Consider the following 15,358-nt stretch of genomic DNA (forward strand, 5'->3'; position numbering starts at 1 on the left):
AAAGTCTCGCCTCCAGCCCGTTTCGGGCCGGGGGCGTTTATGTGTTTTAGGCTAGAAGCCATGGCCAAGAAATCTCGCCCTATCCACACATGTTCCGAATGCGGCTACGTCTCGCCGAAGTGGCTCGGGCGCTGCCCCGACTGCGGGTCCTGGGGCACATTGGAGGAACGGGCGCCGGTGGTGGCCGGGCCGGGGGCTGCGGGGGCGTCGGCAAGCAAGGGCGTAGCGCCGTCCAGCCCGGCGCAGCCGATTACCAAGATTGGGGCGCAGGCGACAAAGACGGTGCGCACCGGCATCGGTGAGCTCGACCGCGTGCTTGGAACCGGCATCGTGCCGGGTTCGGTGGTGCTTATGGCCGGCGAGCCCGGCGTGGGCAAATCCACGCTGCTGCTGGAAGTAGCCTCGCGGTGGGCCCAGCTCGGCCGCACCGTGCTCTATGCGACGGCCGAGGAATCCGCCGGCCAGGTCCGCTCCCGCGCCGAACGCACCGGGGCGCTGCAGGAATCGCTGTACTTGGCGGCCGAGTCCAACTTGGATGCGGTCTTTGGGCACGTGGATAAGCTTAAGCCGAGCCTCATTATCGTCGATTCGGTGCAGACCATGCACGCCGTGGGCGTGGAGGGCGTATCGGGCGGCGTGGCGCAATCGCGCGCGGTGACGGCCGCGCTGACTTCGCTGGCGAAGTCCACCGGCATTCCGGTGCTGCTGGTCGGCCACGTGACCAAAGACGGCAACGTGGCCGGCCCGCGCGTGCTGGAGCATCTTGTCGACGTCGTCTTAAACTTCGAGGGCGACCGCCAATCCAGCCTGCGTATGCTGCGCGGCATCAAGAATCGCTTTGGCGCCACCGACGAGGTGGGCTGTTTCGAGCAGACGGCCGGCGGCATTCGGGAAGTCGCAGACCCTTCCGGGCTGTTTCTCTCGCACCGCGGCACGACGCCGGATGGCTCGGCCGTAACGGTCGCGATGGACGGCGTGCGGCCGATCCTCGCGGAGGTGCAGGCGCTGACGGTGGACCCAGTAGCGAAGAACCCGCGGCGCGTAGTGACCGGGCTAGATTCCAACCGCGTGCCGATGGTGCTTGCGGTGCTACAGGCGCGAGCGGGCCAACGCACCAACGATAAGGATGCTTATGTCGCCACGGTGGGTGGCATGCGGATTACAGAAACCGCCACGGATTTAGCGGTGGCGCTGGCAACGTGGTCCTCGCTGCACGAGCAGCCGCTGCCGGCCAAGACGGTGGTCATCGGCGAGGTGGGCCTGGCCGGCGAGTTGCGGCCGGTGCCCAATGTGGAGCGGCGCTTGATGGAGGCCGCACGGCTGGGCTACAAGCACGCGATTGTCCCGCGCGGAGATATCGAGCCGGTAGAGGGCATGCGCGTGCACCAGGCCGGGACGCTGGGGCAGGCCATCGCCGCAGTGTCGGGATAGCGCCTAGCGCAGCGTGAAGTCCTGCGGCGGGGAGGAGTTATCGCCGATGACGGTGTGGGCGAAGTAGGCCCCAGGTTCGGCCGCGGGGCGGTCGGTGCACTCGCCCGGCTTGGAGGCCTGGCGGGACCATTCGGCCTCGAATTTCACGTCCTTGCCGGCCGGGAAGGTTTGCGAGCCGGTCTGCACGGAGGCGTAGCAATCCGTATCGGACCACACGCGCTGGTTATCGGCCATCTTGTAGACCTCGAAGCGCAGCAGGTTCTTGTCCAGGTCGATCTTGCAGTCCGCGGCCGTGGGGTTGGTGACCGTCATGAAGAACTTCGGCAGCTCGCCCTCCGGCACGGAGTAGTTCAGCATGGAGGTGCGCACCTGGAGGTCCGCGAGGTCGCAGGTCTTCTTGGCTGCCTCAGAGCTTGCAGGCGCCGCGCTCGACGGCTCGCTTTCGGCCGCCTTGCTTTCCGACGCCCCCTCGGCCGAAGCCTCCGCAGCCGTCTCCGAGGCAGCTTCAGAGGTCTCCGGGGCGGCAGAAGACGAGGTCTGCTCCGGCGTGGGCGCAGGGGCGGCGGTATCGGCCGGCTCATCGCTGCTACCCCCGAAGGCGGCCACGGCCGCCCAGATCAGCACCACGGCCAGCACGAGCACGATGATGAGCGCCGCCACGCGGCGGCGCTTGTAGATCTCTTCAGGTAGGGGCTTTTTCTGCGTCACGCTGTCAATTTTAAGCGGTGGGTGCGGGCCGGTGCGCTAAGCCCGCGCCGCGTGTCAGGTTGGGTTATTCCACCCCGAAGGTCTGCAGGGTTTCCACGCTGGAGTCCTCCAGCAGGTAGCGCGCGCCGATAACGCCCAAAACGCGCTCGTCTAATAGGCGACGCACGTTGGGCACGCTGGCCACCAGCTGGGCGACGGTCTGGCGGGTGTGTTCCCGCTCGACGTCGTCAGTCGTGGCATTCGGACCCGCCACCAGGGCGGAGGCGGCAACCTTTTCAATAATGGGGCGCTGCAGGCCGGTGGGCAGTTCGCCGCCGGCCACGAAACCGGTAGCCGCGCCCACCGCACCACAAGATTGATGGCCGAGGACCACCAGCAGGTTGGGCTTGAGGGCGGCGAGGGCGTAGTCGAGGGAGGCTACGACGGCGTCGTCAAGAATGTGGCCCGCGGTGCGGATGACAAAGGCATCGCCGAAGCCGATATTGAAGACGTGCTCGATAGGGGCGCGGGAATCGGAACAGGAAATGACCACCACGCGGGGATCCTGGCCGTGAGTTAGGCCCTCGCGGTTATAAATCTCGCGGACGTCGACGGTCTCGCCGTCCAGCACGCGTTGATTTCCCGCCTTAAGGGCCTCCCATACGGCCTGCGGTTCGTGGGCAACATTACGTAAAGGCATAGGCCACATTCTAATGCCCTAGACTATCTCCCACGATGGATTCGCAAGCTCTTCTTTCCTGGTTCGATGCCAATGAACGCGACCTGCCATGGCGCCGGCCTGGCACGAGCGCGTGGGGCGTGCTGCTCAGCGAGGTCATGAGCCAGCAAACCCCGGTCGCGCGCGTGGCTCCGGTGTGGGAGGAATGGATGCGGCGCTGGCCCACCCCGGCGGACTTTGCCCAGGCCTCCCGAGCGGAGGTCCTGCGCGCCTGGGGCAAGCTGGGCTATCCGCGGCGCGCGCTGCGCCTGTGGGAGTGCGCGGCGGCCATTGGCGAGGGCGAGGTGCCGGCGGACGTCGATAAGCTGCTGCGCCTGCCGGGCATCGGTGACTACACCGCACGCGCCGTGGCCTGCTTCCACTATGGGATAAATGTGCCGGTGGTCGATACCAATGTGCGCCGGGTGTATGCGCGCGCGGAGGACGGTAGGTTCTTGGCGCCGCAACCGTCGAAGCGGGAGTTGGCGGCCGTGGCGGAGCTGCTGCCGGCCGAGAATGGGCCGCGTTTTTCGGCCGCGCTCATGGAATTGGGAGCGCTGGTGTGCACGGCGAAGAACCCCTCCTGCGAGCAGTGCCCGCTGCGCGCGAGCTGTGCGTGGCAGTTGGCGGGCCGGCCGCAGCCGAGTGCGGAGGAGCAGGCACGGGCGAAAAAGCGCGTGCAAAAATTCGTCGGCACGGACCGACAGGTGCGCGGCAAGATTCTGGACGTGCTGCGCGCGGCGGAGCGGCCCGTGCCGCAGTCCGAGATCGACGTGGTCTGGCCCGATGCGGCGCAGCGCTCCCGGGCGTTGGCTTCGCTGCTTGCCGACGGCCTCGCCGAGCAAAACGACGCTGGCCTGTTCCACCTCCCTATTTAGGGGGTTAATAATGGCCGGCTATAATCGCAGGTCGCGATCCGGAGAGTGTGATCTGTTTAACGCCAGCGGCCGCGGAAATTGAATCCGCCCGGCAGGTTCACCCACATGCCGCCGCGGGAATTGAAGGTGACCGGTCCTACCTTGGTAGACATCGACGCGCCGGATCCGGAGACGTTGATCCAGCTATTCTTGCCGGTCTTTTTTCTTGAACGATACTGAAGTCCCATAAGCATATATTTTAGCAATTCCACTTCCACCGTTCTTACTGCGCAGTAGGTTGTGGCCATGGAAAAGATTTGTATGAGACTCCTCACAGTTTGTTCACTAATCCTCGGCTCCCTCCTGCTGCCGCCGGCCGCAAATGCGGCGGTAACCTCGACTCGGCCTTCGCCGCACGTACTCGATGGCGTCGGCCGCGGCCAGGTGTTCACCTACGACACCACCACGGATGGCGGCAAGCCAGTTCAGGCCTCGGCCACCTTGTACGAGCCCACCGCACCGTGGCGTGGCAAGGGCGAGCGGCCCACCATCATCTTTGCGCCCGGCACTCGCGGCGCAGGAGACCAGTGTGCACCATCGCGCGCCGGCATGGGCCTAGGCTCCGTGGAACTAAGCAAGGTCGGCTCCCCTACCATCAATGCGAACCACGAATACGGCTTCTATATGGGCGCACTCCAGCATGGCGCTCGCGTCATCGTCGCGGACCTTATCGGACTCGGTATGCCAGGGCACCACACCTACGTCAATCACATTGAAGAAGCACACGCCATGCTTGATGCCGCCCGCTCCGGCCTGGAGCTGGCGCGCGCTCCGCAGGACTCCCCTATTGGGTTTGCGGGCTACTCGCAAGGCGGCGGTGCTTCGCTGGCCGCTGCGGAATTCGCCGACTCTTATGCACCCGAATTGAACGTGGCCGGAACCTACTCCGGCGCCCCGCCGGCTGACCTGCCCAAGGTCATGAAGGCCATCGACGGCTCTTCCATCGTCCACGTGCTGGGCTACGCCATCAACGGCTTTGCGGAGCGTGACCCCAAATTCCGCGAAGCGGTCCTTGAAGAATTAAATCCCCGCGGCATCGACTTTCTGCACTCCGCGGCCACCAGCTGCGCGGGTGACTCCATCCTCATGTGGGGCTTTACCAACACCCGCCAACTCACCCGCACCGGGGAATCGCTATCCGAGCTCGTAGAGCGCAAGCCCGTCATCAAGGAAACCTTGCTACGGCAGAATCAGGGCAAGCACCCGCTCAAGGGCCCGGCAATGATCGCCAGCTCGCCGCACGATGATCTCATCCCGCACGAGCAGGTCCGCGCCGTCGCAGGAGCCTATTGCCAGATGGGCGGAACCGTAGAATTCATGGCCGCACCCGGCACCGCGACCATCCCGGGCGCTGGCGCCGACCACGCGCTGCCGCTCTACGTCAATATCCCGGTGGGTTTGAAGTACCTCTTTGACCGCTTCAACGGAAAACCGGCACCATCTAATTGTGCTGGCTAAATGGCATCCGACCCCTCGGAACGGCACACAAAAAGCCACCCAATCTCGCAGAAAGCGAAGTGTTGGGTGGCTTTAACCGTTGGACCGAATTACATCGGCTGGCCGGCGCCTGCTGGCGGCGGGTTGTGGCCGTCGTCATCGGAGTCGGAACCAGAGCCGGACTCTAGGTCGGTTCCGGCGGCGGTGGAGCCGCCATCGCCCGGAACGTCCGGAGTGATGGTGTCGGGCTCGCCGGCATCGGTGGAGTCGGCGTCATTCTCGCGCACCTCGGCGTCGTCAAGCTGCGGCTCCTCGGTATCCTCCGGCAGAGGCTTCGGGCGCGGGCTGAAGGTGAACTTCGCACCCGTGTTGTCCTTGGACTCGCCGTCCCAGCCCTCGACGTCGACGGTGATGATTTCGCCGGCGCCGATTTCGCCGAAGAGGATCTTCTCAGAGAGCTGGTCCTCAATCTCGCGCTGAATGGTGCGGCGCAGCGGACGAGCACCCAATACTGGGTCGAAGCCGCGCTTAGCCAGCAGGTCCTTGGCCTTCTGCGTGAGCTCAATGCCCATATCGCGCTCATCCAGCTGCTTGGCCACGCGGCCAATGAGCAGCTCGACCATCTCCACAATCTGCTCCTGGGTGAGCTGGTGGAAGACGACGATGTCATCGATACGGTTCAAGAACTCTGGGCGGAAGTGTTTCTTCAGCTCGTCGTTGACCTTCTGCTTCATCCGGTCGTACTGAGCATCCGCATCGTTCTCGGAGGAGCCGGTAAAGCCCAAGCCCACCGGCTTCGAGATGTCCTGGGTGCCCAGGTTCGAGGTGAAGATGAGAACGGTGTTCTTGAAGTCGACGACGCGACCCTGGCCGTCAGTAAGGCGGCCATCTTCCAGCACCTGCAGGAGGGTGTTGTAAATCTCCTTGTGGGCCTTCTCGATCTCATCGAAAAGCACGACGGAGAACGGCTTGCGGCGAACCTTCTCGGTCAGCTGGCCGCCCTCTTCGTAGCCAACGTATCCCGGAGGCGCACCGAAGAGACGGGAGGCGGTGAAGCGATCGTGGAACTCACCCATGTCGATCTGGATGAGGTCATCATCCGAACCGAAGAGGAAGTTAGCCAGGGACTTCGACAGCTCGGTCTTACCCACACCGGACGGGCCGGCGAAGATGAAGGAACCGGACGGGCGGCGCGGATCCTTGAGGCCTGCACGGGTGCGGCGGATGGCGCGGGAGACGGACTTGACCGCCTCGTCCTGGCCAATGATGCGCTTGTGCAGCTCCTCTTCCATGTTGAGCAGGCGGTTGGATTCCTTCTCCGTCAGCTTCAGCACAGGGATGCCGGTCCAGTGCGCCAGAACCTCGGCGATCTGGTCCTCGCCTACCTCGGCGATTTCCTCTAGGTCACCGGAGCGCCACTGCTTTTCCTTCTCCGCGCGCTCCTCGCCCAGCTTGCGCTCCTTATCGCGCAGGCCGGCTGCCTTCTCAAAGTCCTGGGCATCAATGGCCGCTTCCTTTTCCTTGCGGACCTCAGCGATGCGGTCATCGACCTCGCGCAGGCCCTTCGGCGCGGTCATGCGCTTGATACGCATGCGGGCGCCAGCCTCATCGAGGAGGTCAACGGCCTTATCCGGCAAGAAACGATCATTGATGTAGCGATCCGAGAGGGAAGCTGCAGCATGCAGCGCCTCATCGGTGTAGGACACGCGGTGGTGTGCCTCGTACTTATCGCGCAGGCCCTTCAGGATCAAGAAGGTGTCATCCAGGGAAGGCTCCTCCACCTTGACTGGCTGGAAGCGGCGCTCCAGGGCGGCATCCTTCTCGATGTGCTTGCGGTATTCCTCAAGGGTCGTAGCACCGATGGTCTGCAGCTCGCCACGAGCCAGCTTCGGCTTGAGCAGCGAGGCAGCATCGATAGCGCCTTCAGCAGCACCAGCACCAACCAGGGTGTGGATCTCATCGATGAACAAGATGATGTCGCCGCGCTGGTTAATCTCCTTGAGCACCTTCTTCAGGCGTTCCTCAAAGTCACCGCGGTAACGGGAGCCAGCTACTAGGGAACCCAGGTCCAGCGAGTAGAGCTGCTTATCCTTGAGGGTCTCCGGAACCTTGCCGTTGACGATGTCGAGCGCCAAGCCCTCAACGACGGCGGTCTTACCAACGCCCGGCTCACCGATGAGCACCGGGTTATTCTTCGTACGGCGAGACAGCACCTGCATGATGCGCTCTACCTCGGACTCACGGCCAACGACCGGATCGAGCTTGCCGTCCTTCGCGGCCTGGGTGAGGTTGCGGCCAAACTGGTCGAGCACCAGGGAATTGGAACGCTCGCCGGAACCGCCGGAGCCACCACGGCCGCCCGCGCCGGCACCTGCACCAGCACCCGCGCCGACCGGACCGGAGCCCTGGCCGTTGGAGGAACCACCCTCCTGCTGGCCGCCCTCATAACCGGACAGCAGTTGGATAACCTGCTGGCGCACGCGCGGCAGGTCGGCGCCGAGCTTGGTCAGCACCTGGGCGGCGACGCCGTCGCCCTCGCGGATGAGGCCCAATAGCAAGAACTCAGTACCGATGTACTTGTGTCCCATCTGCAGGCCTTCGCGCAGGGAAAGCTCCAGGACCTTCTTGGCGCGTGGGGTAAAGGGGATGTGGCCGGTGTGCGGCTGGCTGCCCTGGCCGATGATTTCCTCAACCTCGCGGCGGACATCCTCCAGGGAGATACCCATGGATTCCAGCGCCTTGGCGGCTACGCCTTCGCCCTCATGGATAAGGCCGAGCAGGATGTGCTCGGTGCCGATGTAATTGTGGTTAAGCATGCGTGCTTCTTCCTGCGCCAAAACGATGACGCGGCGAGCACGATCGGTAAACCTCTCGAACATGATTCCCCTATACTTTCGCTTCTAATGTGATACCCACTCTAACGCGGCAATCCGCCGATAATTTCCGGTTTTGTTCCCAGATGCCCGCAATACCGCCAGAATCCACCATATTCGCAGCTCACACGGGTGTACGCCGGTAGCGAACAGGGGCATGGGCATGTAATCTAGAATCGTTTTTGTTCCCTCCCCTCCCCACTATTTAAGGACGTCGCGACCGTGCCCCAGCTTCCTGAGTTCTTTGCCACCCAGCACAACCTGCACGAATTGGCCGTGTTGGATGAGGCGCCATCGTCTACCCTCTTTGTGGTCGAAGATGGAAGCACGCACCAGCAGCTGAGCGTGGAAATCTTCGCGCCGGAAATTACCGGAGTGGTGGACAAGTCCACGGCACTGCATGGGTTGCGCCACCCAGCCATCGCGCCGCTGGTGGGCACGGGCACCACCGCGGACGGGCAGGAATTCATCGTGCGCGAAGGGACTTCCGGAACCCAGCTTTCTGAGCTGCCCAATAATCTCAGCCGCGAAGAGGCCGCCGACGTCTTTGGTCCGCTGGCGGGTGCGGTGGACTTCTTGGTGTCACGTAATCGGGCAGATTTTGCGGTGCATGGGCTAAGGGAGGCCCGGGTGGGCGTCGATAAGCAACGCCAGGTTTCGGTGCTGGCTGCGGCCGGTCCGTCCGGCGAAGAGCACGGCGATGCGGTAGCGGCGTTTGAAGAGCTCGTCGCCCACAAGTGCCCGGAGTACAAGCCCACTAACACGGCAGAGAGCGCCAAGGATGTGGTGGAGCACCTGCGCCCGGAGCGCGATTTCGATACCGCGCAGATTCCGCGCGTGCAGGAGCCAGAACCGCGCCCCCAGCAGCAGTTCGCTCCGCCGCAACAGCCGCAACCGATGGCCCAACCCATGGCGCAGCCGCAGCAACCGATGGCACCCGCGCCGAAGAAGAAGGGCAAGGGCGGGCTCATTGCGCTCATCACGGTGCTGGCGGTGGCCGCGATTGCTGCTGCAGCCGCGCTGTGGTTCTTCCTGTCCTACCCCAGCTGGAATGACAAGGAGCAAAACCTCGCGGATGCGTATCCGGACCTGGTGGGCTCCCGCAGCGGTCAGGACGGCTTCGATGGGGCTAAGTGCTCCTCGCGCGACCCGGAGCCTGGCCAAGAGGCCAAGATTTCCTGCGTGGGCGATGGGTTCAACTACATCGTGACCTACTACCCCAGCGTGGAGGAGCGCGATGCCATGCTTCCCGACGCCGAACCGGTCGAGCTTTCCAATGACCAGTGCACCATCCAAAGCTTTGAGACCACCGCGGATGTTCCGACCTACGTAATGGCCGTGGAAGGCACCCAGTCCGCATTCCTGGTGTGGGGCGATAAGGCTGAAGAGGAGCGGCTGAACCTGCCGCTGTGCGCCTCTTAACTCGCGCCCGAAAGTTAAAGGCCCGCTGGTGCGGGCCTTTATTTTGTCCTTGTGCTTATTCCGCGGAGGGCACGCGCTTGAGGAACGGAGCGAGCACAACGACCACCAGCGAAAGCACGCCGGCAAAAAGGAAGGCCCAGTGCGCCCCGTGAGCCGTCGCGGCTGCCTCGTTCATGCCTTGGGCCGCACCGGACTTGGTGCCACGGGTCAGGAAGGTCATCAGGAAAGCAGTGCCGGCCGCGCCCGCCAGCTGCTGCAGGGTATTGAGAATGGCGGAGCCGTGCGAGTAGAGCTCGTCTGGCAGGGAGGCCAGGGACGTCGTCATCAGCGGCGTCATCATAAGCGCGATGCCCAGCGCAAAAAGGACGTGCATGCCAATGACCATCCATACCGCACTGTCCTCGTTGAGCAAGGTCATCAGCCACGTGCCCGCGGCGAGGAGGAGGGCGCCCGGGATCATAAGCGGGCGGGGCCCGTGGATGTCATAGAGGCGGCCGACCATCGGCGAGATGCCGCCTTGCAGCAAACCGCCAGGCATGACGACGAGCCCGGTGACCAGGGAGCTTACCGCCAGAGAGGTCTGCAGGTAGATGGGCAGGATATTGACCACGCCGAGCAATAGCCCAAACATGAGCAGCATGCCTAGTACCGCCACGGTGAAGTTGGGAACCGTAAACGGGCGCATGTCCAAAAGAGCGCGATTGTCCTTGGCCAGGCGCAGCTGGCGGCGGGTGAAAAGCGCCAGGGCCACGAGGCCGACGATGAGAACGACGATGTCTACGAGGCCATCGCCCTCCAGCATGTTTTCCAGGGACGATACGGCGTAGACCAATCCGCCAAAGGCGATGACGGACAGGACGACAGACGGGAAGTCCAGCGGGGTATCGCGCTTATCTCCCACGTTGACCAGTCGGAAATAGCCGGCGGCGCAGATGAGGCCAAGCAGCGGCACCATGGTCCAGAAGATGACGTGCCAGCTAGACATGCCCAACACGAAGCCACCTACCGTGGGTCCGAGTGCTGGGGCCACGGAAATGACCACGGAGATAATGCCCATGACACTGCCGCGGCGCTGCGGCGGGACGAGGGTCATCGCCACCGTCATCAGGGTGGGGATCATCAAGGCGGTGCCGGCCGCCTGGAATACGCGGCCCACCAGCAGCACGCCGAAGGCCGGGGCGAGCGCCGCCAACACCGTACCGGCAAGAAAAACGCCCGACGAGGCCAAGAAGATCTGCCGGGTGGTGAACTTATCCATCAGAAAGCCGGTGGTTGGGATAACCACGCCCATGGTGAGGAGGAAACCGGTAAGCAGCCACTGGGCGGAGGTCGCGGGGATGCCAAAGTCCGCCATGATGGTGGGCAGCGCCACCGACAGGGCGGTCTCGTTCAGGATCATCACCATCGCGCCGAGGACGAGAATGGTGAGGTTGATTTTTACCTCTGCGGAAATGTGGGGATCTGGTTTCTGAGACACCCAGACAGGATACTGAGGCCGCGGGTGCGGGGAAAGTCGAGGAGTATAATTTTAGTGTCTTCATCCGCGCGGTGAGACCGCGCCACCCGAGCCTAAAGCGAGGTACACCCCAGTGCGTTTTCTCAACGATGCCCATCCGCCGTACGAATTGACCTACTCCGACGTATTTATGGTCCCGAGCCACTCCGAGGTGGGCTCGCGCCAGTCGGTAGACCTCACCACTGAGGACGGCACCGGAAATACCATCCCGCTCATCGTGGCCAATATGACCGCCGTGGCTGGGCGCCGCATGGCCGAGACCATCGCCCGGCGCGGCGGCCTGACCATCCTGCCACAGGACCTCTCCTTGGAAGCGGCCGCAGAAACCATCGCCTCTGTGAAGGCGGCGGACTTGGTCTATGACACCCCAATTACCGTCAAGCCGCACCACACCGTGGGCTATACCAGCAACCTTTTGCACAAGCGCGCCCATGGTGCCGCGATCGTGGTCGAGGGGGACATGCCTATCGGCATCATCACGCCGAAGGACCTGCGCGGACAGGATAACTTCACCGCCGTCGGCCAGCTGATGACCACCGACTTGGTCACGCTGCCGGTGGGCATTGACCCACAGGAGGCCTTTACCAAGCTGCGCAAAACCTCCCGCAAGCTAGCCCCGGTGGTCAACCCGGATGGCACCTTGGCTGGAATCCTCACTAGGAAGGGTGCGGTAAGGGCGAAGATGTATAGGCCGGGCGTCGACAAGCAAGGCCGCCTGCACATCGGTGCTGCGGTGGGCATTAACGGTGACGTGGAAGGTCGCGCCCGTGCCTTGGCGGAGGCCGGTGCTGACGTCCTCGTCATCGATACCGCACACGGCCACCAGGAAAGCATGCTCACCGCACTGCGCAAGGTTAAGGCGCTGGATCTGGGACTTCCCATTGCCGCCGGCAATATCGTCACGGCCGAGGGCGTGCGCGAGCTGGCCGCGGCCGGCGCGGACATTATCAAGGTCGGTGTGGGCCCGGGCGCGATGTGCACCACCCGCATGCAAACCGGCGTGGGCCGCCCGCAGTTCTCGGCCGTCCTAGAGTGTGCTGCGGCCGCCCGCGAGGTAGGCGCCCATGTTTGGGCCGATGGCGGCGTGCGCGACCCGCGCGATGTCGCCCTCGCACTGGCCGCGGGTGCCTCCAATGTCATGATCGGCTCCTGGTTCGCCGGCACCTTCGAGTCCCCAGGTGACCTGCACAAGGATGCCGACGGCGCCTTCTACAAAGAATCCTTCGGTATGGCCTCGCGCCGGGCGGTGCGCGGCCGCAATTCCGATACCGAGGCCTTTGAGCGCGCCCGCCGCGAGATGTTCGAAGAGGGCATTTCTACCTCCCGCATCTACCTCGACCCCGAGCACGGTGGCGTGGAGCACCTGGTGGACCGGATTGTCTCTGGCGTGCGTTCCTCGTGCACCTACGCCGGCGCCGATTCGCTGGCCGCCTTCCACGAACGCGCGACCGTGGGCGTGCAATCCGCCGCCGGCTTTGCCGAGGGGCAGCCACGGGCCACGAACCGCTAAAACAATAACCCCAGTGATGTGCAGATGGCCTGCAGGGATCGCTCTGGGGCTTTCAAATGCGACACTACCATGGGAGCCATGACGCCTCAATCAGCTACCCAACGCCAGCTTATTGAATGGTTTTCAGCTCCCAGAATGAAAAGGTTTCTCGATCATCCTGACCCGGCGGCTCTTTATCTATGGAATACCCGCGTCTCGAAGGCATTCCTAGAAGATATTCAGCACGCTGAGGTACTTCTGAGGAACCACATAGACACAACACTTCACAAAGTTTGTTCCTGGATCTCCCCGGAAGCGGCCTCCTGGATACTCGAACAGTCTAGAGTTCGAGTGCTAAGAAGCCAGCGTCCCTAGAAGCCCTCCGCTCAGCACGTGCTACGTTGACAGATATGTTGACTCGCTATGACCAAGCGGCCTCCCGCGCGGCCGCGCAGGTTATGGGGCAGTACTCCACCAGCTTCTCCCTGGCCACGCGGCTTCTGCGCGGACGGGTGCGCGCCGATATCCGCCACCTGTATGCGGTGGTGCGCATTGCAGACGAGCTTGTCGACGGCGCCGCAGCACAAGCCCACACCGACCCCGCCGCCGCGCTGGATGCCTACGAAAAGACCATCCTGGCCGCACCGCAACGGCGACTGCACACTGACCCGATAGTGCACGCTTATGCCATCACCGCTCGCCGCTGCGGCTTCCACCGCGAGTACCTTGCTGCCTTCTTTAACTCCATGCGTGCGGATCTCACCCAGCGCGAGTACTCCCCATCGGAACTGCAAGACTATATCTACGGCTCAGCGGAAGTCATTGGGTTATTGTGCCTGCAAATTTTCTTGGCCGAAGAGGACGTCTCCCCCGCCGACCGCGCCGCGATGGAGCGCGGTGCCCGCGCTCTAGGGTCAGCCTTTCAAAAGATTAATTTCCTGCGTGACCTGGGTGAGGATAGCTCCACTTTGGGCCGCACCTATTTTCAGCAGGCCCCATCGGGACGGATTGATGAGGCCACCAAGTCCGCGCTCATCGCAGAGATCCGCCAGGAGCTCGCCACCGCCGCGCTCACCATCGACGTGCTCCCGGCTTCCGCGCGGGTCGGTGTGAGCACGGCGGCGGATATCTTTGCTGAGCTCACCAATCGCCTTGCCGCCACTCCGGCTACGGCACTTGCCACCACGCGAGTATCCGTTCCGAACCACACCAAGGCTTGGCTCGCGGCCCGCGCGGTGCGCCGTCGCGGTTGCAGCAGCCAGACCTCGGCTACGGGCGAAAACTAAGGAGAACATCATGCACGCCGTCGTCATTGGAGCCGGCATCGCCGGACTCGCCACCGCCGCTTTGCTCGGCCGCGAGGGCTACGAGGTCACCGTCGTGGACTCGCTGGATGAGGTAGGAGGGCGCGCCGGCAGCTTTGCGGAGGCCGGCTTCCGCTGGGATACCGGACCGTCCTGGTACCTCATGCCCGAGGCATTCGATCACTTCTTTGCGCTGTGCGGCACCTCCACCGAGGCGGAGCTGGACTTGGTCGACCTCTCCCCCGCCTACCGCGTCTTTCATGGCGATGCGCCGGTGGATGTGCGCTCCGGCATCGAGGAAGTCACCGCGCTTTTCGAGTCACTCGAGCCCGGCGCGGGGGAGAAAGTCCGCGCGTACTTGGCGCAGGCCAGCGATACCTATGAGATGGCGCTTAAGCACTTCCTTTACACCACCTTCTCCGCGCCGCTGAACCTGGTGCACCGCGATATCCGCACCCGGATTTCGCGCCTCATGGCTCTGCTGACGGTAAACCTAAAGCAGTACGTGGGCCGAACGTTTTCTGATGCCCGCCTGCGCCAAATCTTAAGTTACCCGGCGGTCTTTTTGTCCTCCGAGCCGGCCGCCGCACCGGCACTGTATTCCTTAATGAGCCACACCGACCTGGTGGAGGGCGTGCGCTACCCGCAGGGTGGCTTCGCGGCCGTGGTCCAGGCCATCTACCGGCAGGCACGGAAGTTTGGCGCCACCTTCCGCTTGGGCGAGGAGGTGACCTCCATTAAGGTTGCCAACCGGCAGGTCACGGGCGTGCGCACGAATAAGGGCGCCATCCACGCCGATATCGTGGTGTCGGCGGCGGACGTGCACCATACCGAGACCCAGTTATTGCCTCCACAGCTGCGCACCTACCCGGAGCCCTACTGGGGCCGGCGCAATCCAGGTCTGGGCACCGTGCTCATTTTGGCCGGGGTGAAGGGCGATCTGCCCGAATTAGCGCACCATACGCTGCTTTTTAGCCAGGATTGGGATCCGGATTTCCGCGCCGTCTATTCCGGTCCGGAGCCTTCCCGGCCGTTGGGCGCCTCGAAGTCCATCTACGTGTCCAAGACCTCAGCCACCGACCCGAACGTAGCGCCCGCAGGCCACGAAAACCTCTTCATTCTGGTGCCGGTGCCGGCCGCGGAGGCGCCCGGGTTCGGCAATGCCTACCACGCAGAGGAATCCGAGCGCGTTGCCGCGATTGCCGACGCCGCCCTTAACCACATTGCAGCCACGGCTGGGGTGCCGGATTTGGTAGACAGGGTCGTCGTCAAGCGCACGCTCGGCCCTGCCGATTTTGCCGAGCGCTACCATGCTTGGTCGGCCGGTTCTATTGGGCCCGCGCACACGCTGCGGCAATCGGCGTTTTTGCGCGGGCGCAATGCCTCGCGCAAGGTCGATGGACTCTATTACGCAGGAGCCACCACCGTGCCGGGCGTGGGCGTGCCGATGTGTCTGATTTCGGCCGAAAACATTATTAAGCGCCTGCGCGGCGATAAATCCGCAGGGCCACTTTCGCACTAGCCCAGGCACGGCAAAAGCCGCCAGCCACGTGGGCTGACGGCT

Annotated in this window: 12 protein-coding genes; 7 read left to right on the forward strand and 5 right to left on the reverse strand. The window is 63.7% G+C overall.

Going from position 1 to position 15,358, the window contains the following annotated elements:
* The first annotated feature begins 60 nt into the window (after window positions 1–60).
* Window positions 61–1,431 carry a DNA repair protein RadA gene (radA, locus tag QP324_RS03165; protein WP_284787331.1) on the forward strand — a complete coding sequence of 457 codons (1,371 nt, stop codon included), beginning with the start codon at window positions 61–63 and terminating at the stop codon, window positions 1,429–1,431.
* 3 nt (window positions 1,432–1,434) lie between these two features.
* Here radA and QP324_RS03170 read toward each other — a convergent pair whose 3' ends face one another.
* Window positions 1,435–2,139 (reverse strand): hypothetical protein, encoded by a 705-nt coding sequence (locus QP324_RS03170; protein WP_284767002.1) that lies wholly within the window; start codon window positions 2,137–2,139, stop codon window positions 1,435–1,437.
* 64 nt (window positions 2,140–2,203) lie between these two features.
* On the reverse strand, window positions 2,204–2,818 hold the full coding sequence (locus tag QP324_RS03175; RefSeq protein WP_284814426.1) for a carbonic anhydrase: 615 nt from the start codon (window positions 2,816–2,818) through the stop codon (window positions 2,204–2,206).
* 35 nt (window positions 2,819–2,853) lie between these two features.
* Between QP324_RS03175 and QP324_RS03180 the strand changes: the two genes are divergently transcribed.
* Window positions 2,854–3,714 carry an A/G-specific adenine glycosylase gene (locus QP324_RS03180; RefSeq protein WP_284814428.1) on the forward strand — a complete coding sequence of 287 codons (861 nt, stop codon included), beginning with the start codon at window positions 2,854–2,856 and terminating at the stop codon, window positions 3,712–3,714.
* Window positions 3,715–3,770: 56 nt separating this feature from the next.
* Here QP324_RS03180 and QP324_RS03185 read toward each other — a convergent pair whose 3' ends face one another.
* Window positions 3,771–3,941 (reverse strand): DUF4236 domain-containing protein, encoded by a 171-nt coding sequence (locus QP324_RS03185; protein WP_080970400.1) that lies wholly within the window; start codon window positions 3,939–3,941, stop codon window positions 3,771–3,773.
* Between the two features lie 73 nt (window positions 3,942–4,014).
* Between QP324_RS03185 and QP324_RS03190 the strand changes: the two genes are divergently transcribed.
* Window positions 4,015–5,211 carry a lipase family protein gene (locus tag QP324_RS03190; RefSeq protein ID WP_284814429.1) on the forward strand — a complete coding sequence of 399 codons (1,197 nt, stop codon included), beginning with the start codon at window positions 4,015–4,017 and terminating at the stop codon, window positions 5,209–5,211.
* Window positions 5,212–5,300: 89 nt separating this feature from the next.
* On the opposite strand, the gene QP324_RS03195 is transcribed toward QP324_RS03190, so the two are convergent.
* Window positions 5,301–8,069 (reverse strand): ATP-dependent Clp protease ATP-binding subunit, encoded by a 2,769-nt coding sequence (locus tag QP324_RS03195; protein ID WP_284814431.1) that lies wholly within the window; start codon window positions 8,067–8,069, stop codon window positions 5,301–5,303.
* 216 nt (window positions 8,070–8,285) lie between these two features.
* On the opposite strand from QP324_RS03195, the gene QP324_RS03200 reads away from it, so the two are divergent.
* Window positions 8,286–9,485: a serine/threonine protein kinase gene (locus tag QP324_RS03200; protein ID WP_284814433.1), complete on the forward strand. Its 1,200-nt coding sequence runs from the start codon at window positions 8,286–8,288 to the stop codon at window positions 9,483–9,485.
* Window positions 9,486–9,540: 55 nt separating this feature from the next.
* Here the strand turns inward: QP324_RS03200 and QP324_RS03205 are convergent, their stop codons facing one another.
* Entirely contained in the window at window positions 9,541–10,962 is a 1,422-nt protein-coding gene (locus QP324_RS03205) for an MDR family MFS transporter (RefSeq protein ID WP_284814435.1), read from the reverse strand.
* Window positions 10,963–11,074: 112 nt separating this feature from the next.
* On the opposite strand from QP324_RS03205, the gene QP324_RS03210 reads away from it, so the two are divergent.
* From QP324_RS03210 to crtI, 3 genes are all read left to right on the forward strand, one after another.
* Window positions 11,075–12,511, forward strand: coding sequence for a GuaB1 family IMP dehydrogenase-related protein (locus tag QP324_RS03210; protein WP_284814436.1), 1,437 nt, complete (start codon window positions 11,075–11,077; stop codon window positions 12,509–12,511).
* A 389-nt stretch (window positions 12,512–12,900) separates the two neighbouring features.
* On the forward strand, window positions 12,901–13,776 hold the full coding sequence (locus QP324_RS03215; protein WP_284814438.1) for a squalene/phytoene synthase family protein: 876 nt from the start codon (window positions 12,901–12,903) through the stop codon (window positions 13,774–13,776).
* Window positions 13,777–13,786: 10 nt separating this feature from the next.
* Window positions 13,787–15,316, forward strand: a complete 1,530-nt coding sequence (gene crtI, locus QP324_RS03220) for a phytoene desaturase family protein (protein WP_284814440.1) — start codon at window positions 13,787–13,789, stop codon at window positions 15,314–15,316.
* Window positions 15,317–15,358 lie beyond the last annotated feature (42 nt).

Origin of the sequence: Corynebacterium sp. UMB0012 (assembly GCF_030216265.1) — a bacterium.
Taxonomy (GTDB): Bacteria; Actinomycetota; Actinomycetes; order Mycobacteriales; family Mycobacteriaceae; genus Corynebacterium.

Excerpts from the sequence above, each read along its gene's own strand:
- radA (WP_284787331.1), top strand. The coding sequence starts at position 61 with ATGGCCAAGAAATCTCGCCCTATCCACACATGTTCCGAATGCGGCTAC.
- QP324_RS03185 (WP_080970400.1), bottom strand. The coding sequence starts at position 3,941 with ATGGGACTTCAGTATCGTTCAAGAAAAAAGACCGGCAAGAATAGCTGG.
- QP324_RS03175 (WP_284814426.1), bottom strand. The coding sequence starts at position 2,818 with ATGCCTTTACGTAATGTTGCCCACGAACCGCAGGCCGTATGGGAGGCC.
- QP324_RS03180 (WP_284814428.1), top strand. The coding sequence starts at position 2,854 with ATGGATTCGCAAGCTCTTCTTTCCTGGTTCGATGCCAATGAACGCGAC.
- QP324_RS03190 (WP_284814429.1), top strand. The coding sequence starts at position 4,015 with ATGAGACTCCTCACAGTTTGTTCACTAATCCTCGGCTCCCTCCTGCTG.
- QP324_RS03195 (WP_284814431.1), bottom strand. The coding sequence starts at position 8,069 with ATGTTCGAGAGGTTTACCGATCGTGCTCGCCGCGTCATCGTTTTGGCG.
- crtI (WP_284814440.1), top strand. The coding sequence starts at position 13,787 with ATGCACGCCGTCGTCATTGGAGCCGGCATCGCCGGACTCGCCACCGCC.
- QP324_RS03215 (WP_284814438.1), top strand. The coding sequence starts at position 12,901 with ATGTTGACTCGCTATGACCAAGCGGCCTCCCGCGCGGCCGCGCAGGTT.